Below are 22,139 nucleotides of genomic sequence, written 5' to 3' on the forward strand. Positions count from 1 at the left end.
CGCAGGCCGCGCCGCCGGTGGCGATGCAGGCCGCCGGACGGGCACGTGAAAGGCTGGGCAGGTCCATCCGGCGGACAGGGGTGATCACCATGGGGGATTCCGGACCGGCGGCGAACCACTCCGGTGAGCCGGGCGGCCTCGACCAGGCCGCAGGCGTCTTCGCCGGCGTGCGGCCGCGCCTGTTCGGGATCGCGTACCGGATGCTGAGCAGCTCCACCGAGGCCGAGGACCTGGTCCAGGAGGTCTGGCTGCGCTGGCAGACGTGCGACCGCGACACCGTGGCCGACCCGGCGGCGTTCCTGGCCACGGTGACCACGCGGCTGGCCATCAACGCTCTGCAGTCGGCCCGGGTCCGCCGCGAGACGTACATCGGCCCGTGGCTGCCCGAGCCGGTCGACACCAGCGCCGACCCGTACCTCGGCGCCGAGCGGGGTGAAGCCCTCGGCTTCGCGGTCCTGCTCCTGCTGGAGCGGCTCACGCCGACCGAACGGGCGGCGTACGTGCTGCGCGAGGCGTTCGACTACCCCTATCGGCAGATCGCCGACATCATCCAGGTCAGCGAGGTGGCAACCCGGCAGCTCGTCAGCAGGGCCCGCAAGCACCTGCTCTCCGGGCGCCGCGCGCCGGTGACCGGGGCCGAGCAGCGCAGGTTGCTCGCCGCCTTCGTCGCCGCCGCCCGTTCCGGCGACCTCGCCACGCTGGAGGAGCTCCTCGCGGCGGACGCGATCAGCTACTCCGACGGCGGCGGCGCCGTCCGGGCCTCTCGCATCCCCGTCGTGGGCGGGCTGCGCGTGGCCAAGTACGTCAGAGCGTTCGCGGACCGCTTCTGGGCCGGGGTCGAGGTGGAGTGGGGCAGCGTGAACGGCCAGTCGGCCGCCGTGCTGAGCCGCGACGGCCAGGTGTTCACGGTGCTCACGGTCAACGCCTCCGGCGAGGGCATCGACCAGGTGCTGTGGATGATGAACCCCGCCAAGATCAGCGCCCGCTGAGGCCCGGCCATGACCGACCCGGGCGCCGTCTCCCTGGTGGAGATGCTGGAGGAACGGCAGCACCTGCTGGACATCGCGGCGCGGATGTCGGGCTCCGCCGCCATGGCCGACCGCGTCGTCCGCGAGACCTACCGCCGCTGGTACGCCCTCGGCGACGACGAACGCTCCGGCATCGCGGTGCCGCGTGCCTGGCTGACCCGGGTGGCGCAGGGCATCTGCCTGAGCTCGCTCGCCTCCGGCGTCCCGGAACCCCGCTCGGCGGCGCCGCCCGTGACCGGCGTCCCCGCTCGCCGGCCCGACCCTGTCGCCGGCCCGGCACCACGCGACCCCGGCATGGTGGAGAGCCACGACCGCGTCGCGCGCCGTTTCGCCGCGGCATGCGGCGCGGGAGACGCAGGCGCGCTGAAGGCGGTGCTGGCCGCCGGCGCGGTGGCGGTGAGCGATGGCGGCGGCCGGGTGCGCGCCGCCGCGCACCCGACCCACGGCGCGGCCGCGGTCGCCCGCTTCGTCACGGCCCTGCTGGCCGGCCGCCCGGGGCCCGCCGTGGCCGTCGAGTCCGTGAACGGCCGGACGGGTCTGGTGCTGCGCCGGGACGGCCGGACGGTGGGGGCGGTCAGCGTGAGCGTCGACGGTACCGAGGTCACCGCCGTGTGGATCGTGCTGAACCCCGACAAGCTGCACAGCTGGCACCACCCGTGACCAGCGCGCGGATGGGGTCGGGCGGCATGCTCATGGAGCCCGACGGCGCCGCCGGGAGCCGATGCGCGGCAGCGGAGGCTACATCGTCGTCCCGCCTGAGACGTCCAGCCGGTGTCCGGTGATGTAGCGGCTGTCGTCGGAGGCCAGGAAGGCGACGGTGTCGGCCACGTCCTCGGGCGTGCCCAGCCGCCCGAGGGGCGTCTGCGACGACAGCCAGGCCAGGGCCTCGCCGACCAGGCGTCCTTGGTGCATGTCGGTGTCGATGACGCCGGGGGCCACGAGGTTGACCGTGATGCCGCGTGGCCCGAGCTGCTTGGCCAGGGCGGTGGTCATGACGTCGAGTGCGGCCTTGGACATGGCGTAGTCGATCGCCCTGGGCATGGCCGCGCCCCGGGTCAGCATCGTGCCCACGGTGACGATCCGCCCGCCGTCGCGCAGCCGCGGCAGGGCGAGCTGGGTGATGAAGAACGGGGCCGCGGTTGACCGCGAACAGGCGCTGGAAGCCCTCCCGGGTGACAGCGTCGATCTCGCTAGCCGCCACGACGCGGCGGATCGCGTGCGAGCTGGGCACCGGCGCCATGTCGCTCTACCGCTACGTGCCCCGGCGCGACGACCTGTCCGACCTCATGATCGACTTGGTGATGGGCGAGATCGAGCTGCCCGACGGCCCCTCCGGTGACTGGCGGTCCGATCTGACGCTGCTGGCCTGGCAGATCCGCGCCGCGGGTCTACGCCATCCCTGGCTGATCGGGCTGCTCACCGGCCGGCCGACGCTGAGCCCCCAGCTGCTGCGCGTGCACGAGTTCGCGCTCGGCGCCTTCGACCGGATGGGACTCGACATCGACGACATCACCGGATTCGTCGGCATGGTCGACGACTACATCCACAGCGCGATCCGCGGCGAGATCGGCTGGCTGGAGGAGGCCAGCCGTACCGGCCTGGACCCCGAACGCTGGAAGCGGGACTACATGGGACCGTACGTGCGCCAGGTCGTCGAATCCGGCGCCTTCCCGCTGTTCAGCCGATCGGTTGTCGAGTCCCGCACCGCCCACCTCACCCCCGACGAGCGCTTCCGGCACGGGCTCGACCGCATCCTCGACGCCGTCGCCGCGCTCGTCCCGACGCTCCGCTCCCGCTGAACAGGAAGTCACGGGTACAGCTTCCGCCCATCAGCCCCGGCCCGGCCTCCTGCTGCGGTGAGCACGGGTGAGTAGTCGTCGACGGTCATGGCGTTGTGGAGGCGTGCGCTCCTGGTGGTGAGGCGGAGGAGAGCGCGGCTGGGCCCCGCGGGCAGGGCGGAGATCAGGCGGGCGCCCTGGGCCAGTCCCTGAACGCCGAGGCGGGACGTGGGGATCAGGGTCTTCGCCGCGCTCAGCGCGGCGGCGCGGCTGCCGCGCACGTGCTCGGCCATCGCGCGCTCGTAGGCGGGGAAGGCGCGCTCGTGGTCACCGCCCGCCCGCGCCAGCTCTCCGGCCAGGACGTACGCGCCGACGACCGCCAGGCTGGTGCTGCCGCCCACGGCCGGGCCGGGGCAGTACCCCGCGTCGCCGACGAGCGTCACCCGCCCCCGCGACCAGGTGTCCATGCGCAGCTGGGTGATCGAGTCGAAGTAGAACGCCGGGGTGCGGTCGAGCTCGTCCAGCCAGCGGTCCACCTCAGGGTGCATGCCGCCGAACGCACCGCGCAGCAGCTCCTTCTGCCGGGGCACGTCGCGGTGGTGGTGGCCGAGCTCGCGCTCGCTCCGGAACAGGAACAACGCCCGCGCGTCGCCGAGGTGCCGCGCGCCGTACATGCCGGCGGTGCGGCCGACGCCGACGTGCATGAGGAGCTCGCCGTCGAGGCCGGAGGCGTTGGGCAGGGTCAGCACCCCGAGGTAGGCCCCGACGAAGGCGCTGAAACGGGACTCCTCGCCGAAGACGAGGCGGCGCACGTTGGAGTGCAGCCCGTCCGCGCCGACGACGAGGTCGAAACAGCGCGGCGCGCAGTTCTCGAACCGCACCTCGCCATCGGGCGAGATCGCGGTGATCGAGTCGCCGAAGATGTACTCGACGTCGTCGCGCGCGGCGTCGTGGAAGATCTCGCTCAGGTCGTCGCGCATGATCTCGACGTGCCGGCCGGAGGTGGCGCTGAAGATCTTGGAGAGGTCCACCCGGACGGGACGCCGAGCGCCCTCCCGGTGGACGGTCATCCGGTTCGCTCCGGTGGCCCGCTCCTCCACGCGCGGGAGCACCCCCATCTTCTCCGAGATGTTCATCGCCGGCCGGAACAGGTCGACCGCGTGGCCGCCGGTCCTGCGCAGAGCCGGCGCGCGCTCGACGACGGTGACGGAGAAGCCGTACCTGGTGAGCCAGTACGCCAGCACCGGACCCGCGACGCTGGCGCCGGAGATGAGAATCCGCATGGCATCCCTCCTTGTCGTTCAGTCCGCCCGTACGGCGTGGCGCACGCCGCCGTTCACGTACGGACCGCCGTCGGAAACAGTCGTGAGCCCACTGTCGCCGCCGGTGCCCGCCGGTGGATTGGACGAATGTTCCCTCCGCCGGCTCGTTCGGAGCGGGCCGATGGGAACGCGGAACTCGTGCGCGGGGACCTGGGCGAGGCCGTTCAGCGGCTCAGGCGGGAGCCGGGCAAGGAGCTGGGCGGTAGCCATCGGGCTGTTCACGCGACATGCCACTAGCATGAGACGGTGCGGACGTTCATGCACGGTACGGCTGTGTGGGGCGTCGCGTGCCCGCGGCGGCCCAGCCGGGTCGCCGGGGTCACCATGGCCGGGTTCCGTGTCCATGACCTGGACGCGCTCCGGATGGTCCCGCACCCGGCCGTGACGCTGCTGCTGGACTTCGGCGCCGGTTCGCCCGTCGTGGACGATGCCGCCGGGCGGCAGCAGCGGGGAAGCATCGTCGCCGGGCCCGGGATCGGATCCGGCGGCGCGGTCTGGGCGCGCGGTGAGAACGTCGAGTGCTTGCAGGTGCGCCTGTCCCCGGTGATCGCCCGTGCGGTCCTGGGCGCCTCCCCCGCCGACCTCGACGGCGCCCTCGTGTCCCTGGGCGACCTGTGGGGCCGGGAGGCGTCACGGATCCGCGAGCGGCTGGGCGATGTCCCGTCGTGGCAGGATCGCTTCGCGTTGACGGACGCGCTGCTCGCCCGCCGGTACGCGGCGGGGCCGCCGGTGGACCCGGAGGTGGCCTGGGCCTGGCACCGGATCGTCGGCAGCCGTGGCCTGGCCCGGGTCGACGGACTCGCGGCCGAGATCGGATGGAGCCGCAAGCGGCTGTGGTCCCGGTTCCGCTCGCAGCTCGGCCTGCCGCCCAAGCGCGCGGTGAAGCTGGTCCGCTTCGACCATGCCGCCCACCGCCTGGTCGCGGGTGAAGGCGCGGCCCGGGTCGCGGCCGACTCCGGCTACGCCGACCAGTCCCACCTGCATCGCGACGTCATGGCGTTCACCGGGGCGACCCCCGCGACGGTGGCCGGCGAGCCGTTTCTCGCCGTCGACGACATCGCATGGCCCAGCCGCGGAGCACCCGCCGAGCCTCCCGTCTCCGGGGATCTCTCCGGCTCGGTCACCGGCCGGAGGTGAGACGGCCACCGCTGTGAACCTCGCCGCGGCCACCTGCGCGGGCCAGGTCCGGGGTGGAGCGGCGCGGCGGGCTCAGCCGTTGACGAAGGTGAGGCTCGTCGCGTCGTAGCGGGTGCCCGCGACCTGCTCGGGCGGGGCGGCGGCCTCGATGGCGGCGAGGTCCCCGGCCGACAGCTCGATGTCCAGGGCCGCGAGGTTCTCCTCCAGGTACCGCTGCCGCCGGGTGCCGGGGATCGGCACCACGTCGTCGCCCCGGTGCTGCACCCACGCCAGGGCGAGCTGGCCGGCGGTGACTCCCCTCGCCGCGGCCAGCTCGTTCAGCTTCGCGACGATCGCCAGGTTGCGTTCGAGGTTGCCGTCGGCGAACCGCGGCTGGCTGCGCCGCACGTCGCTCTCCGCCAGCCCCTCGACCGAGCTGTACCGGCCGGTCAGGAAGCCGCGCCCGAGCGGCGAGAACGGGACCAGGCCGATGCCGAGCTCGCGGCAGACCGGGGCGATCTCCGCCTCCAGGTCGCGGGTCCACAGCGACCACTCGCTCTGCAGCGCGGCGATCGGATGCACCGCGTGCGCCCGCCGGATGGTGCTCGCGCCGGCCTCGGACAGCCCGAGGTGGCGGACCTTCCCGGCCGCTACCAGCTCGGCCATGGCGCCGACCGTCTCCTCGATCGGCACCTCCGGGTCGACCCGGTGCTGGTAGTAGAGGTCGATGTGGTCGACCCCGAGCCGGCGCAGCGACGCCTCGCACGCCTGCCGCACGTAGGCGGCGTCACCGCGGATCCGGGTGGGCTCGCCCAGACGGTTGGCGAAGCCGAACTTCGTGGCCAGCACCACCTCGTCCCGGCGCCCCGCGATGGCCCGTCCGATCAGCTGCTCGTTGTGGCCGACGCCGTAGAAGTCGGAGGTGTCCAGGAAGGTCACCCCGAGGTCGAGGGCGTGGCGCAGCGTCGCGATCGACTGCGCGTCGTCCGCGGCGCCGTAGCCGTGACTCATGCCCATGCATCCCAGGCCCTGCGCGGGGACCGCCAGTTCGCCCAGGTACCGGGTGGGGACGTCGATCATGCTGCTGCCTCCAGGGCTCGGAACCGTGTGCCCATGACGCTAGACGTTGGAGCGCGCTCGAAGGCAAATGCTCGCGTCTGTACCTACTAGTATGTACGATGACGATCGTGGACACGAGAGAACGGCTCATCGAGAGCACCCGCGAGCTGCTGTGGGAGCGCGGCTACGTGGGCACCTCCCCCAAGGCCATCCAGCAGCGGTCCGGAGCCGGCCAGGGCAGCATGTACCACCACTTCCGCGACAAGCCCCACCTTGCGCTGGCCGCGATCAGCCGCAGCGCCGAGGAGTTGCGCACCCGGGCCGAGACGGTGCTCGACGGCCCGGGGACCCCGCTGGAGCGGATCACCGCCTACCTGCGCCGAGAGCGCGAAGCCCTGCGGGGCTGCCCGGTCGGCCGCCTCACCCAGGACCCCGACGTGATGGCCGATCCCGCGCTGCGCCGCCCGGTCGAGGAGACGTTCGCCTGGCTGCGCACCCGTCTGGCCGGAGTCCTCGCGGAAGGACGGTCCACGGGCGAGCTGGACGCCGCCCTCGACCCCGCGACCACCGCCACCGCGCTCGTCGCGGTCCTGCAGGGCGGCTACGTCGTGGCCCGCGCCGCGGGCGACGCGGAGGTGTACGCGCAGGCCGTCGACGGCGCGCTCGGCCTGCTCGCCGGGCACGCCCGCCACTGACCGCACCCCTGGAGAGGACGAACATGCCCTTCGTACGCATTGACGCGATCCGTGCCGACGACAAGCGGCTGGAGGCCCTGGGCCGGGCCGTGCACGACGCCCTGGTCGAGGCCATCGGCATTCCCGCGGACGACCTGTTCCAGGTGCTGACCGGCCACGACGGCACGCGGAGCATGATCCGCTACGGCGCCGAGTACCTCGGCGTACACCGGGACGACGACGTCGTGTTCGTCGCCGTCACCATGCGCTCCGGCCGCACCGCGGAGCAGAAGCAGGCCCTCTACCGCAAGATCGCCGAGCTGGCCGAGGAGTACGCGGGCACCGAGCCGCGGAACGTCCTGGTCAAGATCACCGAGAACGAGTCGATCGACTGGTCGTTCGGCGACGGCGTGGCCCAGTACGCGCGGGCCGATCTCCGCGGTGGCGGCATCTCGTAGGGAGGCGGGGCAGAATCCAGCCCATGGATGTCACGCTGCGAAAGACGATCGCCGAGCTGAACGAGGCCGCCGCCCGGCACGACGCCGCCCGGCAGGACCGGCTGGAGCGGTGGCGGGTGCTGGAGCCCGACGCCGGGGAGTTCCTGTGGTTCCTGGCCCAGAGCACCGGGGCCAGGATCATCGTGGAGGTCGGCACGTCGCGCGGCGTGTCGACGTTGTGGCTGGCCGACGCCGCGCGAGCGGTCGGCGGGCACGTCCTCAGCCTCGACATCGACGCCGACGCCCAGGGGCACGCCCGCCGCGCGGTGACCGACGCGGGGCTGGCCGACCACGTCGACTTCCGCGTCGAGGACGGCGGCACCGCGCTCGCCCGCATGCCGGACGGCGCGGTGGACCTGCTCTTCCTCGACGCCGAACGCACCGAGTACGCCTCCTGGTGGCCGCACCCCTACCGGGTACTGCGCCAGGGCGGCGTGCTCGTGGCCGACAACGCCCTGTCCCATCCCGAGGAGATCGCCCCGCTGCACGACCTCCTCCTGCGGCAGCCGCACGTGACCGTCACCACGATCAACGTCGGCAAGGGCGAGCTGGTCGCGCTCCGACGCTGACCGGGTGCGGGTCAGTCCGTCCCGGACTCCATCGCGGCGTGGTCGAGCAGCTCGTCGTCCTCGGGGCCCTCCCCGCGGGAGGCGATCGCCTCGGCCCCGCCCTCGGGCATCGCGCCGATCAGCCCGGTCGTGGCCGCCGGCGGGGTGCCGATCAGCGTCGTCTGCGGGCTGCCGACCATGCCGAGCCTGGCGTACTGCTCCAGCTTGGCGCGCGAGTCGGCGATGTCGAGGTTGCGCATGGTGAGCTGGCCGATGCGGTCGACCGGCCCGAAGGCGGAGTCCTCGGTCCGCTCCATGGACAGCTTGTCCGGGTGGTAGCTGAACGCCGGGCCGGAGGTGTCCAGGACGGAGTAGTCCTCGCCGCGGCGCAGCCGCAGCGTCACCTCGCCGGTGATCGCCGTCCCGACCCAGCGCTGCAGTGACTCGCGCACCATCAGCGCCTGCGGGTCCAGCCAGCGGCCCTCGTACATCAGCCGGCCCAGCCGCCGGCCCTCGATGTGGTAGCTGGCGAGGGTGTCCTCGTTGTGGATCGCGTTGACCAGCCGCTCGTACGCCGCGTGCAGCAGGGCCATGCCCGGCGCCTCGTAGATGCCGCGGCTCTTGGCCTCGATGATCCGGTTCTCGATCTGGTCGGACATGCCCATGCCGTGCCGGCCGCCGATGGCGTTGGCCTCCAGCACCAGGTCGACGGCGGAGGAGAACTCCTTGCCGTTGATCGTCACCGGCCGGCCCTGCTCGAAGCCGATCGTCACGTCCTCGGCGGCGATCTCGACCTCGGGGTCCCAGAACCGCACGCCCATGATCGGCTCGACGATCTCGATGCCGGCGTCGAGGTGCTCCAGCGCCTTGGCCTCGTGGGTGGCGCCCCAGATGTTGGCGTCGGTGGAGTAGGCCTTCTCCGTGCTGTCCCGGTACGGCAGGGCGCGGGCGAGCAGCCACTCGGACATCTCCTTGCGGCCGCCCAGCTCGCTGACGAAGTCAGCGTCCAGCCAGGGCTTGTAGATCCGCAGGGAGGGGTTGGCGAGCAGGCCGTAACGGTAGAACCGCTCGATGTCGTTGCCCTTGAAGGTGGAGCCGTCGCCCCAGATCAACACGTCGTCCTCGAGCATCGCGCGTACCAGCAGGGTGCCGGTGACGGCCCGCCCGAGCGGGGTGGTGTTGAAGTAGGTGCGGCCGCCGGAGCGGATGTGGAAGGCCCCGCAGGCCAGCGCCGCGAGCCCCTCTTCGACGAGGGCCGCGCGGCAGTCGACCAGCCGGGCGATCTCGGCCCCGTAGGCGGTGGCGCGACCGGGCACCGAGGCGATGTCGGGCTCGTCGTACTGGCCGATGTCGGCGGTGTAGGTGCAGGGCACTGCACCGTTCTCGCGCATCCACGCGACCGCTACCGACGTGTCGAGGCCGCCGGAGAAGGCGATGCCGACACGTTCACCGACAGGCAGGGAGGTGAGTACCTTGGACACGAGCAGAAGTATATACACACCAATGCATGTCCATGCAAAGCAGCGCCCGCCGGATCACGGAACGACGGCGGCCGCCGTCGCGGGAGGCTGGTGAGCGAAGAGCGCGGCGGCGTGCGCACGAACGCGCCGCTGTCGGAGGCGCACCCTGGTCACGTGCGGTGGTGTGCTCATGGCCTCTTCCGGTCGCCGGACCACGGCGGTCGCCGCCCCATGAGAAGATCAACATCATGACTGGTCTCCCCGACCTGGGCCGCCGCGATCTTGAAGAGCTCCGGACGACGACCGACCCCGTGGCCGGGGCTCCCAGCATCGGGCAGATCGCCGGATTACGGCCGCGCCGCCGGCCCGGTGACGGCGGCGAGGTGAGCCATGCCGACGTAGATCTGCTGGACGCGCTGGACCCGTGCGACCGGCGTACCGTGGCGGGCTGGCTCGAGGCCGGGTCCTCCCCCGGCACGCGCCGTGTCCGCCTGCGGGAGATGGCCTCGTTCCTGCGCTGGCTGCGCGTCGCCGAGCCGGACGCCGACCTGCTCGCCGTCACCGGGCCACAGGTGGACCGTTACTGCGACGCGGCGCTCGACGGCCGCCTGCCCGGAGGCGAGGCCGGGCCGGGCAGGTCCCTGGCGGACGCGACGGTGGCCAGGAAACGCGCCGTCCTGACGTCCTTCTACGTCTTCGCCTGGCGATGCGGCGCGACGCGGGCCGGCGGCCCCCCGGGAGCCAGCACGGCCGAGGGCCGCGGCGGGGACGGGACGGCGGCGCTCACCCGTGACGAGCGGCGGCTGCTGCGCCGTGGCATCGAGCGGCTGGCCGGCGAGGGCCGCGCGGCCGAGGCGGCCGCGGTGGCCCTGCTGGACGCGACGGGCGCGCCCGTGGAGGCGCTGGCCGGGGTGACCGCGCAGGACCTTCGCACCGTGGCCGGCGTCGAGGGGGGCGACGGGGGCGAGCGGGCCGCGGTCGTCGTGGTGCGCGCCGGACGCGACGACGTGGCCGCCTTCCCGCTGCCTCCGCTGGCGTGCCGGCTGCTGCGCGAGCTGTACCCGGGACGGTCCGGAGCGGAGCCGCTGCTTCGCCGGGACGACGACGAACCCGTCGACTCCGCCTGGCTCAGCGCCGCCCTCACCAGCGCCGCCCTCGCCGGCGGCATCCCGCGGCGGCGGGCGGCCGCGCTGCATCCGCGCATGATGCTCGCCGCCCCGGCCGGTTCGTGGCGCTCAGCAGTGTGAGCCACACCACTCGGCAACAGTGACACAACGGTGTCGCGGCACGGGCACACGATGGGCGCATGAACGTACCGACCCTGCACCTGATCGGCCTCGACCCGGACGAGCTGGCCGAGACCCGAGCCGTCAACGACCACATGGAGAAGCTGCTCGACTCCCTCGTGCCGCTGCACGTCCAGGACGACCCCGTGGCCGCTCGTGAGTTCCAGCGCGCGGGCGGCGGCGGATTCCCCACCCTGGCGCCGGTTCCCGAGGCGAGCTGGCGCGCCGTGACCACGTCCGGCGGCGGCCGGCTCCGGCTCCGGGCCTTCCTCCCGCCGGACGGGCGGGCGCCGGAGGGGGTGTTCCTGCACTTCCACGGCGGCGGCGGGGTGTTCGGCTCGGCCGACGGGCAGGACCCGCGCCTGCGCGACCTGGCCGCCGGCTGCGGCGTCGCAGTGCTCAGCGTCGAGTACCGGCTCGCGCCCGAGCACCCCTACCCTGCCGGGAACGACGACGCCGAGCAGGCGGCGCTCTGGCTGCTGGCCAACGCCGCCTCCGAGTTCGGCACGGAGCGGCTGCTCATCGGCGGCGAGTCCGCCGGGGCGCGGCTGGCCGTCACCACGCTCCTGCGGCTGCGTGACCGGCATGCCGTGGCGCCCGCCGAGGCGTTCCTGGCCGCGCAGCTCTCCTTCGGCGGCTACGACCTGGGCCACGGCACACCGAGCAGCCGCGCATCGGGCGACCGGAACCGGCTGATCAACAGGCCGACCCTGGAATGGTTCCGGAGCAAGTACCTTCCGGGACTGCCGCCCGACGAACGCCTTGATCCCGACATCTCCCCTCTCTACGCCGACCTGCGCGGTCTGCCCCTCGCGCGGTTCACCGTGGGAACGGCCGATCCCGTGCTCGACGACACCCTGTTCATGGCGGCCCGCTGGTCCGCGGCCGGCAACGCGGCCGAGCTGGTGGTGGCCGAGGAGGGCTGGCACGGGTTCACGCTGCACCCCACGGCGCTGGCCCGGCGGGAGCTGGCCGCCCAGGAGGAGTTCGTCCGCCGGTGCCTGGCCTAGCCTGATGACGCGATGAACCGTACCGAACGCCTCTACGCCCTGGTCGACGAGCTGCGGGCCGCCGCACCCCGGCCGCGTACCGTGGAGTGGCTGGCCGGCCGGTACGGCGTGTCGCGGCGTACCGTGCAGCGCGACCTTCAGGCGCTGATGGAGGCGGGGGTGCCGGTGCGCGTGGAGGCGGGCCGGCACGGGGGCTGGTTCATCGACCGCGACACCGCCCTGCCGCCCATCAACCTCACCGCGGCGGAGGCACTGGCGGTGGCGGCGGCGCTGGCCGGGGCCGAGCAGACGACACCGTTCTCGGCGGCCGGCCCGACCGCGATGCGCAAGCTGGCCGCCGCGCTGAGCGAGTCCGCCGCGGAGGAGGTGCGCGCCCTGACCGAGCGCATCCACGTGCTGCCCGCCCGCACCACGCCCGGCGTCCTGCCGATCGTCGAGCGGGCGGTGGCGCTGCAACGCGTCCTGTGGATCCGGTACGCCGACGCGGCGGGGCAGGAGAGCGAGCGCGAGGTCGAGCCGGGCGGGCTGCTGACCGCCTCGGGGTCCTGGTACCTGATCGGCTGGTGCCGCAGCCGCCGGGCGGGCCGCGGGTTCCGCCTGGACCGTGTCCTGGCCGCCGAGCTGCGCGACGAGCCCTGCCCGGCCCGTACGGTGCCGCTGCTGGACCGAGCCCTGGCCGAGCGGGTCCGCCGGGCGGAGACCCTGCGGTCCCTCAGCCTGGACCGGCGACCTGCCGACACCGCTGGACCGCCTGGTGCCGCCGCACGTCCAGGACGATCCCGTGGCGGCTCGTGAGTTCCGGCATGCGGGCGGAGGCGGATTGCCCACCCTGGTGCCGGTTCCGAGGCGAGTCGGCAAGCGGGAGGGGGCCGCACCACGACGGTGCGGCCCCCTCCCACCGCATCAGCAGTTCTTGTAGTCGGCGCGGGCGCTGTTGTACGAGCACGAGTGGACGAGCTGGCCTCGGGCGTTGCGGAGGTAGCCGGTGTCCGTGCTCTGGTTCCAGATGTAGGCGTAGGTGCCGCCGCTCCTGCCCCAGTACAGGGTGGTGGAGGTGTCGCGGCCCTTACCGGTCCGCAGGGTCACCGCCTTCCCGCCCCCGAGCGTGAACGTGCCGAAGGTGTAGACGTGGTCCGCTCGGCTCGTCTTGTCGCGGACGGTCCAGCCGCTGAGGTTCATCGCGCTCCGACCGGTGTTCTTGATCTGCACGTACTCGCCGTTGAGGTTGCTGTTCGCGCCGGAGTCCGGCGAGCCGGGCGAGTCGTACCAGATCCGGGAGATCTTCACCGTGGGAGCGGCGGCCTGAGCGGGAGCCGCCGGCGTGAGAGCGGCGGCGGTGGCCACCATGGCGGCGACAGAAGCGGCAAGGCGCACTTGTGGTCCTTCTGGGAGTGGGGTGTGTGGGCCGTGTGTATGACGCCCCATGAGGGGCCGGCGTTCACACCTTCTTGGCGGGTCGGAGATTTAGCGCGCCGCCCTGCCTGAACATCCCCGTGACGTCTGCCGTCAGTGACGGAGGAGGGTGAGGCTCGCCTGGGCGTCGGTGACGGGGAGCCGGGCCTGGCCGCCGACCGGAAAGGTGGCCAAGGGGTAGGTGTGGCCGACGTCGACGCCGGCCACGACGGGGATGGCGCCCAGTGCCGGCTGGGCATCGACGATCTGTTCCAGCAAGGGGCGGGTCAGCCGGCTCGCGCGCTGGAACCGTCCGATCGCCAGTCCCCGAATGCCCGAAGCGCCGGGAACCTGTAGCAGCGAGGTCAGGTCACGGGCGAAGGTGGCCGGGCTCGACTCCAGGTCGTCCCTCGGGGCGGACGACAGCTTGCGGACCTCCACGTGGTCGTCGACCAGCGAACTGCGGCATGTTCCGGGCTGGGTCCGGCATCGCCTGTCGGCGTGGCTGGACGGGGGCGGCGGCTTGGGCCGCGCAGCGGGCGGAGCAGGCAGCGCGTAGGCGTGAATGGGAGGCGAGGGCGGCCGCGGCTGGCGTCGAGCTGACGCCTGGACCCCGGCTCAGCCGCGAGAAGGCTCTGGCGCTTGCGGCCGCGCTGGCCGTCACGAGCGGCGTCACCGGGGTCGCGATGATGCCCGTTCCCTGGCCGCTGGCGGGCAGCATGGTGGCAGGTGTGCTGCTGGCGACCGGGGCAGCGAACGTGCTCACGACTCGTGCGGTCCTGCGTCCCGCCCTGGTGTCGCTGCTGAGAACCCGCGACTGACGCTGCCGCCACGCACTTCGGCCGGCGCGGCCTGAGCGTCGTCCTGTTCTTCGTCGAGGCGGAGTTGTTCGGCGTCCAGCCGGGTTTGCAGGCGGCGCAGGACGATGTCGTCGATGTGGCGGCGATCGCGAAGCTGGATCAGGGCGGCGCGCTGCACCTGGAGCAGGGCGATCCGCAGCCGCCGGGCGTGCTCGGCCGCTTCCGCCTGGCCGTACCGTCCGGGACCGGCGAGGTCGCGGGCGAGCACGTCGGCGATGGGGGCGGGGGTGCCGAGGCGGGCGGCCTGCTCGGGCAGGGCGGTCAGGGCCGCGCGGGTGATCTCGCGGACGGCCAGGCGCTCCTCCTGGGCCTGGGTGGGGTCGGCGGGCAGGCGGGCCCAGCGGATGAGGGCGGGCAGCGGCGGTCCGAGCAGGACCAGGCTGGTCAGGATGACGATGGTGGTGATGAACACGATGGCGTCGCGGTCCTGGACGGGCAATCCTTGCGCGGTGAGGGCGGGCACGGACAGGGCTGCGGCCAGGGAGACGGCGCCGCGCATGCCTGCCCAGGCGAGCGGCAGCCGGTGCCGGGCCGCGATACGCCGTTCCCGCTGGCTGGGCCGCCGGTCGAGGAGCCTCACCAGGTAGGGGACGGTGTAGAACCACAGCAGCCGCACGCCGATGACGACGGCGCTCATCGCCAGAGCGAGCAGCAGCGCCTGCGGCAGCGCGAAGGACGACAGGCCGCGCACCGCGGCCGGGAGCTGCATGCCGACCAGGACGAACAGCGCTCCGTTGAGCAGGAACGTGGTGACCTCCCAGAAGGAGACGGCCTGCAGCCGGGCGGTCGGCGGGATGAGCCGGGGGCCTGCCTGGCTGAGGGCGAGGCCGCAGGTGACGACGGCCAGGACGCCGGAGGCGTGGAGGAGTTCGGCGGGCAGGAAGGCGACGTAGGGGGTCAGGACGCTCAGGCCGCTGTTGAGCACGGGGTCGCGCCAGCGGCGGCGGATGAGGACGATGACCGCGGCGACGGCGAGCCCGGTGGCGATGCCGCCGGCGTAGGAGACGGTGACGCGCAGCGTGGTGCCGCTCCAGGAGAACGGCACGCCCTCCACGGCCGCTTCGAGTGCGACCGCGAGCAGCACCAGCGCGGTGGCGTCGTTGATCAGGGATTCGGCGCGCAGCATGGTGACGGTGCGGCGGGGCAGGCCGCGGGCCACCGCCGCGACGGCCACCGCGTCGGTGGGGCCGAGCACGGCGCCCAGCACGAAGGCCAGGGGCCAGGACAGCCCGGCGGCGTGGGCCAGGATGGCCACCGCCGCGGTGGTGAGCACGACCAGGCCGGTGGCCTGCAGGGTGATGGAGCGCAGGTTGGCGCGAATCTCGCGCAGCGAGGTCGTCAAGGACTCGTAGTACAGCAGAGCCGGCAGGAACAGGAACAGGACGACCTCGGGGGGCAGCGGGATGTCGCCGAAGCGGGGCAGCAGCCCGATCAGGGCCCCGCCGGCCAGCAGCAGCATGGGCTCGCTGAGTCGGAATCTCCTGGCGAGCCAGGTCAGGGCCAGCACGGCCGTCACCACGACGACCACGATCTCGATGCTTCGGTGGCTCATCGGGGGTTTCCTCAAAGGGTCGTCACTGGAGGGGCACAAGGCGGATGAGGCGGCCGGATCTCGCTCTGCCGCAGGGCGCCGTCCGGGGCGTGGGCCAGGCCGTAGCCTGTGCGGTGGCCCCTGGTCCAGATCTGGCCGCGTATGCCGCCTGCTGCGGCGTCGGGGTTGTCGGCGGGCGTGGAGCCGTCGAAGTTGAGGCGCAGCACCTTGCCCGGGGAACGGTCGCCCTCCTGCCGCCAGATGATGTCGATCTCGGCGAGGCGGGCGGTGGCGCCGCTCTCGTCCAGCCGGGCGCGGGCCAGGCGCAGGCCGCCGTCGGGGTCGGGGGCGGAGTAGGTGAAGTAGATGAGGCGGTCGGTGGTGTGGCCGGGCGAGGCGGCGATGTCGAGCGGGCCGTTCTGGGTTCCGGTGGAGACGGGCGGGACCCCGTCGACTGATTGGACGGAGCCGCCGGTGGTGATCAGGAGGAGTCTGCCGGCCTTTTCGGTGACCAGGACGCGGCAGTCGGGCAGGAAGGCGAGGGCCCAGGGCGTGTTCAGGGTGGCGAGGGTGACCGGTTCGAACGGGCGGCTCTGGCCGGCGGTGTCCTGATCGGTGGTGCGCCCGTCGGAGGCGGCGGTGGGGGTCGTAGCAGCGGGGCCGGCGGGTGCCGCGGTGATGGTGCATCCGCCTGTCACGATGAGCGCCAGGGCCGTACATGCCAGGATGGCCGGCACGGTGCGTGGCATGGCTTGTCCCTTCTACGGATGGTGCGGGTCGGGCGCGGTCAGGTTTCGCGGTAGAGCACCAAGTGCTCGTGGTAGAGCACGCCGTCTCGAACGTCGCCGGTGGCTGTGAAGCCCAGGTCGTCGTGGTAGTCGAGGTGGGTGCCGCTGACGGTGTACCGGCCGGTGTAGGCGCGCTTGCGGCCGTCGCGTTCCTCCTCGTAGCGGCCGTTGGCGAGGAGTTCCTGGCGGATGCGCCCGTCCGCGGTGACCCACATGCCGACGTACGGGTGAGGGGCGGGCTCCGGGCGGCCGGCGCGCGGAGCGGCGCAGGCGAGCAGCGTGGTGAACAGTCCGAGCAGGCGCAGGGTATTTCTGAGCATGGACGGGCTCCATGGGGTTGGCAGGTGATGGGCAAGGACGGCCCGGCCGGGGCTAATGTCCGGGCGATGGCCGGGCCGGCCTTGCTGGTCGTGTCGGCACCGGCGACGGTGCGGCCGGTCAGACGCGGCTGTCGGCGTGACCGGAGGCGTGCAAGACGCGGTCGCGGGAGGCGCGCACGTCCTCGCGCAGGGTGGTGAGGTCGACGTCGAGGACGGCGCCGGCCCACTTGCGGACCTGACCGGCGATGAAGACAGCGTCGATGTTGCGGGCGTCGGAGCCCAGGACGAGGGTGCCGATAGGGTCGTTGAGCGGCATGTTGTTGAGGTCCTCGGCGCGTACGACGAGCACGTCGGCCTGCTTGCCGGGAGTGAGGGAGCCGGTGACGTCGCCCAGGCCGATACTTTTGGCGCCCTGCAGGGTGGCGAAATCGAGCACGTCGGCCACGCCGATGCGGGCGGGCTGCTCGCCGGTGCCGTAGGCGGCGTTGACGGCGCGCATGCGCTGGATGGCGTGCAGGGCGCGCATCTGCGTGAACATGTCGCTGGCGAGGGCGACTTCGACGTCGATGCTGAGGCCGGGCCGGATGCCGGCGGCGAGCGCCTCGTCGATGGCCGGGACCGCGCTCTCCAGGCCGATCTGGGCGTCGGAGGTGGGGGCGAGCGCGACGCCGGCGCCCGCCTCGGCCATCGCCTGCCACGCCTGCGGGGTCAGGCCGGTGCAGTGGATGAGTGAGACGTCCGGGCCGAGCAGGCCCTGCTTGGCCCAGCCGAGGATGGCCTCGGAGGAGGAGGGGCCGAAGACGGCGTCGATGCTGACGCCGATGCCAAGGTCGCGGGCGGCGCGGGCGAGGTGCTCGCCGTAGGCGAGATCGGGACCGGCGACCTCGTCGGTGGCCAGGGCGGCCAGGCGCAGGGTGAGCAGGGGGTTGCCGACGACGTGGGTGTCGTGCAGGCGGGTCAGGTCGGCGGGCCACTGGCCGTCCCAGTCGCCGAAGTGGGGGCGCATGGAGGCGTGCACGCCGCGGATGCCGGTGTCGGCCAGCGCGCGGACTGCGGCGTCGGAGTGGGCGGCGGTGCGGGAGTTGTGGGAGAAGTCGAGCATGGTGGTGATGCCGCTGTCGATGGCGGTCAGCGCGGCTAGCCGGGTGCCGACGTACATGTCCTGCGGCTGGTAGGCGGGGGCGATGCCGGCCAGGGTGGAGGTGACGTACTCGCCGAGGTCGTTGACGTCCGGCATGATGCGGCGCAGTTGCGCCTCCCAGGCGTGGCGGTGGGTGTCGACGAAGCCGGGGGCCAGGACGGCGCCGGTGACGTCGATGACCAGCGCGTCGCCGGCGGGCAGGTCCACGCCGACGGCGGCGATCCGGTCGCCGTCGATGAGCAGGTCGGCGCGGGGCAGGACGCCGAGCTCCGGGTCCATGGTGACGACGGCGGCTCCGGTGAGCAGGATGCGGCGGCCGGGGCGGCGCAGCTCGTCCAGGGTGGGGCTCATGGTGTTGTCTCCTCAGGGCTGGGTGAGGTACTGCCACTTGGTCATGCGGTGGCGCAGGTCCACCGTGGTGGCGTTGGCGGAGAAGGTGCCGTCGCCGCGGTGGTGGAACTCGCCCGCGCCGCGTCGGCCCAGGTCGATCCAGGCCCGCTCCGCGCGCAGGATCCACAGATGGTGGTTGTCGGCGAGCCGGTCGTCGGCCACCGTGCACTCGAGGTTGGCGAAGCACTCGGCCACCAGCGGCGCGTCCACGGTGGCGGCGGGCACGGGCGTGAAGCCGAAACGGCTCCACTTGTCGGTGTCGCGGCCGGAGGTGTTGCCGACGTCGACCACCTGCTCGGCCAGGTCGACGGACGGGATCGCCAGCACGCACTGCCCGCTCTCGCGCAGGGCGGCGTGACTGTGGTCCCACGGGCCGACGATGAGGCCGATGAGCGGCGGCTCGTGGGAGACGGGCATGTTGAAGCCGTTGGTCATCAGGTTGGCCCGCTGGCCGTCGAAGGTGGACACGAGCAGGACGGGCCCGGGTTCGATGAGCCGGTGCACCTGCTCCAGCGGGTAGGGGGTGAATCCGGCGGGATCCATGATGTGCTCCTTGGCCAGGCCCGGCCCGGCTCCTCGGGGGGAGCCGGGCGGGAGGCCGGGTCAGACCGCCTGCGCGGTGGGCAGGATGGTGATCTCGGTGAGGTTGACGTGGCGGGGTGAGGCGGCAATGAAGGCGATGGTCTCGGCCACGTCCGCCGACCGCAGCGGCTCGATCTCGGTCAGCAGTCCCTCCATGAGCGCGCTGGCGTCGGGGTCGGTGACGTGGCTGGGCAGCTCGGTGTCGACCATGCCGGGCTCGATCGTGGCCACCCGGATGTTCTTGGGACCGAGCTCGACGCGCAGCAGCCGGGTGAGGTGGCTGATGTAGGCCTTGGTGCCGGAATAGACGGAGAACTTCTCCAGGATGCGGGTCGCCGCGATGGAGGAGGTAGTGATCAGGTCGGCAGGCCGGCCGGCCTCGGCGGCGGCCGTCAGGTGCGGCAGGAAGGCGCCGAGGACGTTCATGACGCCCGTGATGTTCAGATCGATCTGGCGCTGCCAGTCCTCCTGCTTCAAGTCGGTGATCGGCGAGATGAGCTGGACGCCGGCGTTGTTGACGACCAGGTCGGCGGTGCCGAGCCGCTTCGCCACCTCGGCGGCGGCGTCTTGGACGGCTTCCCGGCCGGTGACGTCCACGGGCAGGGCGATCGCGGTACCGCCGGCGGCGCCAATGGCGGCGCTCAGGTCGTCCAGTTTGTCCTTGCGGCGGGCCAGCACGGCGACGCTCGCGCCGAGCTCGGCCAGGCGCAGGGCGGTGGCGGCGCCGATGCCGCTGGAGGCGCCCGAGACGACGGCCACGCGGCCGGCCAGCGGGGTTCCGGTGAGCAGAGTCGAGGTCATGACAAAGATCTCCTTGAGGATGAGTACGGTCAGTTGTGCTGGTGGCAACACCGGCTGGCGGCCGCCGCCTATCGGTCTGCGGGAAAGTCGGCTGCGCGGGGGTGGCCTCCCACACTTCGAACTCCGCGCGCAGGGCCGCGAGCTTGGCCATCGCGGTGTCGTACGCCTCGTTGCCGAGCAGCAGGTGCAGCGGCGGTCTGGGCGAGTGCACGGCGGCCACCACAGCGCGGGCCGCACGCTCGGGGTCGCCCGCTTGGCGGCCGACCGAGGCGTGATACGCCTCCTGGGAGGAGCCGGCCTTCGGTGCGGAAGGCGCCGGGCTCGACGAGCATGACCCTGATGCCCAGGGGTTCGAACTCGCGCCAGGCTCTCAGAAAGCCCTTCCACGGCGAACTTTGTGGCCGAGTGGTAGCCGACCGCGGTGAACCCGGCCGGCCCACCGATGGAGGCCAGGTTGACGATGAACCTCACTGATCTGGCCGGTGTCCCGGGCGGCCACCGCCACGCGGTGACCGGTGTCGAGAAGCCGCTCGGCCAGGCTACGGCCGACTCCGGTCGAGCAGCCCGTGACGAGCCAGGTGTCGTAGCCCCTGCTCATGTCTTGTCCCGCTCAGGCGGCATCGTCGTGGGCGGTGGCGGCGGACTTGTCCCGCCACGGGGCCAAATCCTGCTCGATCTGGTCGAGCTTGACCCGCAGCCGCTCCAGAGTGTCCGGGCCCAGGTACAGGTGCGTGGGCAGGCTGTCCTGGCAGGTGACCTCGTAGATCAGTGCCGCGCCCTTGACCGGGTCGCCGAGCTGAGTGTGGTTGGCGGTGCCCGCCCAATCGAGGGTCACGTGGGCCGGGGTGCCGTCGTAGGCGGCGATCCGGTCAGCGGCGACGGACAGGGAGCTGGCGTCGAGGAAGTCGGTGCGCAGCACGCCCGGCTCGACCACCATCGACTGGATGCCGAACGGCGCCAGCTCCTGCGCCAACGCCTCGCTGATGCCCGCCACGGCGAACTTCGAGGCGGAATACATGCTCACCCCGGGCTCGCCCTCGAAGCCCGACCGCGAGCCGATGTGCACGAGCTTGCCGGAGCCTTGCCGCCGCATGACGGGCAGCACGGCACGGGTCATGTCGATGAGGGCGAAGACGTTCAGGTCGAACAGGGAGCGGGCCTCGGCGTCGCTGATCTCCTCCAGCGCGCCGAGCAGCCCGCGGCCGGCGTTGTTGACCAGGACATCGATCCGGCCGAATCGATCGACGGCGGCCTGCACGGCAGCCGGGATGGCGGCGCTGTCGGTGACGTCTAGGGCGACGGTGAGCACGTTGCCGTCCTTGGCGAGGTCGTCCGGCACGCGGGCCGGGTTGCGGACCGCGATGACGACGTTGTCGCCCTGCGCGACGGCGGTGCGGGCGATCTCCGCGCCGAGCCCGCGGGATGCTCCGGTGATGAACCAGGTGGCCATGACGGTGTCCTTCGCTTCCGTTCCGTTTGGCTGACATCTGCGAGTTTGCCCAGGTCAGCGAGGTGGAAGAAGGTCGCGAGTTTCCTGGGAGTGTCATACCTAGGAACCGGGCCGCGCGGCGGACCGGCCGCGCATCGAAAAGAGGCCGGGGCATGGCCCCGGCCTCTCGTGTCGTGTGTGGCGGTGGTTGGTCAGTCGGCTCGTGCGGTCAGCGCCTCGTCGGCGTCCCGCAGCGCCTTGGACAGGGCGTCGTCGGCGCGGGCGCGCAGCCGTTCGAACGCCTGCGCGGTGGGTGTGGCGGGGTCGGCCTGGTAGACGACGAGCTGCTGGTGCGGTGCCCCGTTGACGGTGAACGCCGAGAACAGGATGTGCAGGTCGCCCACGACCGGATGGCGCAGGTGCTTGCCTTCCTGGGTCTTGGGCTTGACGTCATGGCGGCCCCACAGATCAGCGAACTCGTCACTGATGGCCGACAGGTCCGCCACGACCTCGGCGATGCGCGGATTGTCGGGGTCGTGGCCGTAGGCGGCGCGCAGCTCCGCCACGCATGAGTGCGCCGCCCGCTCCCACTCCTGATAGAACTCCCGCCCGGCCGGGTCCGCGAACACCATGCGGGCCAGGTTGTCGGGCGGATCGAAGCCCTCGTGCAGCGCCGCGGCCATGGCGTTGCAGGCCAGGATGTCCAGCGCGGGACCGAGAGCGAAGGCGGGCGAGACGGACCAGCCGTCCATCAACTGCAGCAGTTGCGGGCTGACGGTGGCGTCCTGGGCACGCCGCCAGGTGCGGGACTCCGGCGGCTGCACCAGCCGCCACAGGTGCTCGGTGGCGGCGGCGTCCAGGCGCAGCGCCCGCGCCACCGCGTCCACCACCTGCGGCGAAGGGCTGGACTCGCGGCCCTGCTCCAGCCGGACGTAGTAGTCGCTGCTCATGCCCGCCAGCATCGCCACCTCCTCGCGACGCAGGCCCTTGACCCGGCGGCGGCCGTACTCCGGAAGGCCGACATCTTGCGGCTTGAGCGCTTCACGACGGGCGCGCAGGAAGTCGCCCAGCGGGGTCCCGGTCACGTCGCGTCCCCGGCCTTGATCGGGCCCTTGATCGGCGCGGCC

Annotated in this window: 24 protein-coding genes; 10 read left to right on the top strand and 14 right to left on the bottom strand. The window is 72.7% G+C overall.

Going from position 1 to position 22,139, the window contains the following annotated elements:
* Positions 1-89: 89 nt before the first annotated feature.
* Entirely contained in the window at positions 90-989 is a 900-nt protein-coding gene (locus tag ACIBG4_RS36960) for an RNA polymerase sigma-70 factor (protein ID WP_397206492.1), read from the top strand.
* Positions 990-998: 9 nt separating this feature from the next.
* A complete protein-coding gene (locus ACIBG4_RS36965; RefSeq protein ID WP_397206494.1) occupies positions 999-1,688 on the top strand; it encodes a hypothetical protein in 690 nt (229 codons plus the stop codon).
* 78 nt (positions 1,689-1,766) lie between these two features.
* Here ACIBG4_RS36965 and ACIBG4_RS36970 read toward each other — a convergent pair whose 3' ends face one another.
* Positions 1,767-2,207, bottom strand: coding sequence for an SDR family NAD(P)-dependent oxidoreductase (locus ACIBG4_RS36970; protein WP_397206671.1), 441 nt, complete (start codon positions 2,205-2,207; stop codon positions 1,767-1,769).
* On the opposite strand from ACIBG4_RS36970, the gene ACIBG4_RS36975 reads away from it, so the two are divergent.
* Positions 2,201-2,827, top strand: coding sequence for a TetR/AcrR family transcriptional regulator C-terminal domain-containing protein (locus ACIBG4_RS36975; RefSeq protein ID WP_397206496.1), 627 nt, complete (start codon positions 2,201-2,203; stop codon positions 2,825-2,827). The two genes, ACIBG4_RS36970 and ACIBG4_RS36975, sit on opposite strands and share 7 nt — an antisense overlap.
* Positions 2,828-2,835: 8 nt before the next feature.
* Here the strand turns inward: ACIBG4_RS36975 and ACIBG4_RS36980 are convergent, their stop codons facing one another.
* Entirely contained in the window at positions 2,836-4,089 is a 1,254-nt protein-coding gene (locus tag ACIBG4_RS36980; RefSeq protein WP_397206498.1) for an FAD-dependent monooxygenase, read from the bottom strand.
* 285 nt (positions 4,090-4,374) lie between these two features.
* Here ACIBG4_RS36980 and ACIBG4_RS36985 point away from each other — a divergent pair, with 285 nt between their 5' ends.
* Positions 4,375-5,265, top strand: coding sequence for a helix-turn-helix domain-containing protein (locus ACIBG4_RS36985; RefSeq protein ID WP_397206500.1), 891 nt, complete (start codon positions 4,375-4,377; stop codon positions 5,263-5,265).
* A 72-nt stretch (positions 5,266-5,337) separates the two neighbouring features.
* On the opposite strand, the gene ACIBG4_RS36990 is transcribed toward ACIBG4_RS36985, so the two are convergent.
* The gene (locus ACIBG4_RS36990) at positions 5,338-6,324 is read right to left on the bottom strand and encodes an aldo/keto reductase (protein WP_397206502.1); all 987 of its coding nucleotides are present in this window, start codon (positions 6,322-6,324) and stop codon (positions 5,338-5,340) included.
* 98 nt (positions 6,325-6,422) lie between these two features.
* Between ACIBG4_RS36990 and ACIBG4_RS36995 the strand changes: the two genes are divergently transcribed.
* From ACIBG4_RS36995 to ACIBG4_RS37005, 3 genes are read left to right on the top strand one after another with little or no spacing between them, the layout of a single operon-like run.
* Complete coding sequence (locus tag ACIBG4_RS36995) at positions 6,423-6,998, top strand: TetR/AcrR family transcriptional regulator (RefSeq protein WP_397206504.1); 576 nt, start codon at positions 6,423-6,425, stop codon at positions 6,996-6,998.
* Positions 6,999-7,021: 23 nt separating this feature from the next.
* The gene (locus ACIBG4_RS37000) at positions 7,022-7,435 is read left to right on the top strand and encodes a tautomerase family protein (protein WP_397206506.1); all 414 of its coding nucleotides are present in this window, start codon (positions 7,022-7,024) and stop codon (positions 7,433-7,435) included.
* A gap of 23 nt (positions 7,436-7,458) precedes the next feature.
* Complete coding sequence (locus ACIBG4_RS37005) at positions 7,459-8,043, top strand: O-methyltransferase (protein ID WP_397206508.1); 585 nt, start codon at positions 7,459-7,461, stop codon at positions 8,041-8,043.
* A gap of 11 nt (positions 8,044-8,054) precedes the next feature.
* Here ACIBG4_RS37005 and argG read toward each other — a convergent pair whose 3' ends face one another.
* Positions 8,055-9,503, bottom strand: coding sequence for an argininosuccinate synthase (argG, locus tag ACIBG4_RS37010; protein ID WP_397206510.1), 1,449 nt, complete (start codon positions 9,501-9,503; stop codon positions 8,055-8,057).
* A gap of 227 nt (positions 9,504-9,730) precedes the next feature.
* Here argG and ACIBG4_RS37015 point away from each other — a divergent pair, with 227 nt between their 5' ends.
* The 3 genes from ACIBG4_RS37015 to ACIBG4_RS37025 are packed head-to-tail and all read left to right on the top strand — an operon-like array spanning position 9,731 to position 12,573.
* The gene (locus ACIBG4_RS37015; protein ID WP_397206512.1) at positions 9,731-10,729 is read left to right on the top strand and encodes a hypothetical protein; all 999 of its coding nucleotides are present in this window, start codon (positions 9,731-9,733) and stop codon (positions 10,727-10,729) included.
* 59 nt (positions 10,730-10,788) lie between these two features.
* Positions 10,789-11,778 carry an alpha/beta hydrolase fold domain-containing protein gene (locus ACIBG4_RS37020; RefSeq protein ID WP_397206514.1) on the top strand — a complete coding sequence of 330 codons (990 nt, stop codon included), beginning with the start codon at positions 10,789-10,791 and terminating at the stop codon, positions 11,776-11,778.
* Between the two features lie 12 nt (positions 11,779-11,790).
* Positions 11,791-12,573, top strand: a complete 783-nt coding sequence (locus ACIBG4_RS37025) for a helix-turn-helix transcriptional regulator (protein ID WP_397206516.1) — start codon at positions 11,791-11,793, stop codon at positions 12,571-12,573.
* Positions 12,574-12,681: 108 nt separating this feature from the next.
* Here ACIBG4_RS37025 and ACIBG4_RS37030 read toward each other — a convergent pair whose 3' ends face one another.
* The 10 genes from ACIBG4_RS37030 to ACIBG4_RS37075 all read right to left on the bottom strand — a co-directional run bounded on the left by ACIBG4_RS37030 (position 12,682) and on the right by ACIBG4_RS37075 (position 22,097).
* Complete coding sequence (locus ACIBG4_RS37030; protein ID WP_397206518.1) at positions 12,682-13,152, bottom strand: lamin tail domain-containing protein; 471 nt, start codon at positions 13,150-13,152, stop codon at positions 12,682-12,684.
* A gap of 132 nt (positions 13,153-13,284) precedes the next feature.
* Positions 13,285-13,611, bottom strand: a complete 327-nt coding sequence (locus ACIBG4_RS37035) for a hypothetical protein (RefSeq protein WP_397206520.1) — start codon at positions 13,609-13,611, stop codon at positions 13,285-13,287.
* Between the two features lie 321 nt (positions 13,612-13,932).
* Entirely contained in the window at positions 13,933-15,582 is a 1,650-nt protein-coding gene (locus ACIBG4_RS37040; protein ID WP_397206522.1) for a Na+/H+ antiporter, read from the bottom strand.
* 11 nt (positions 15,583-15,593) lie between these two features.
* Positions 15,594-16,310 carry a PQQ-dependent sugar dehydrogenase gene (locus ACIBG4_RS37045; RefSeq protein ID WP_397206524.1) on the bottom strand — a complete coding sequence of 239 codons (717 nt, stop codon included), beginning with the start codon at positions 16,308-16,310 and terminating at the stop codon, positions 15,594-15,596.
* A gap of 38 nt (positions 16,311-16,348) precedes the next feature.
* The gene (locus ACIBG4_RS37050) at positions 16,349-16,669 is read right to left on the bottom strand and encodes an Atu4866 domain-containing protein (RefSeq protein WP_397206526.1); all 321 of its coding nucleotides are present in this window, start codon (positions 16,667-16,669) and stop codon (positions 16,349-16,351) included.
* 118 nt (positions 16,670-16,787) lie between these two features.
* Positions 16,788-18,161: an amidohydrolase family protein gene (locus ACIBG4_RS37055; RefSeq protein ID WP_397206528.1), complete on the bottom strand. Its 1,374-nt coding sequence runs from the start codon at positions 18,159-18,161 to the stop codon at positions 16,788-16,790.
* Between the two features lie 12 nt (positions 18,162-18,173).
* Positions 18,174-18,743 (bottom strand): flavin reductase family protein, encoded by a 570-nt coding sequence (locus ACIBG4_RS37060; protein WP_397206530.1) that lies wholly within the window; start codon positions 18,741-18,743, stop codon positions 18,174-18,176.
* 60 nt (positions 18,744-18,803) lie between these two features.
* Positions 18,804-19,583, bottom strand: coding sequence for an SDR family oxidoreductase (locus tag ACIBG4_RS37065; protein ID WP_397206532.1), 780 nt, complete (start codon positions 19,581-19,583; stop codon positions 18,804-18,806).
* A 610-nt stretch (positions 19,584-20,193) separates the two neighbouring features.
* Entirely contained in the window at positions 20,194-21,033 is an 840-nt protein-coding gene (locus ACIBG4_RS37070; RefSeq protein ID WP_397206534.1) for an SDR family NAD(P)-dependent oxidoreductase, read from the bottom strand.
* A 191-nt stretch (positions 21,034-21,224) separates the two neighbouring features.
* Entirely contained in the window at positions 21,225-22,097 is an 873-nt protein-coding gene (locus ACIBG4_RS37075) for a helix-turn-helix transcriptional regulator (RefSeq protein ID WP_397206536.1), read from the bottom strand.
* Positions 22,098-22,139: the final 42 nt, after the last annotated feature.

Source organism: Nonomuraea sp. NPDC050383, assembly GCF_044459125.1.
Classification (GTDB): domain Bacteria; phylum Actinomycetota; class Actinomycetes; order Streptosporangiales; family Streptosporangiaceae; genus Nonomuraea.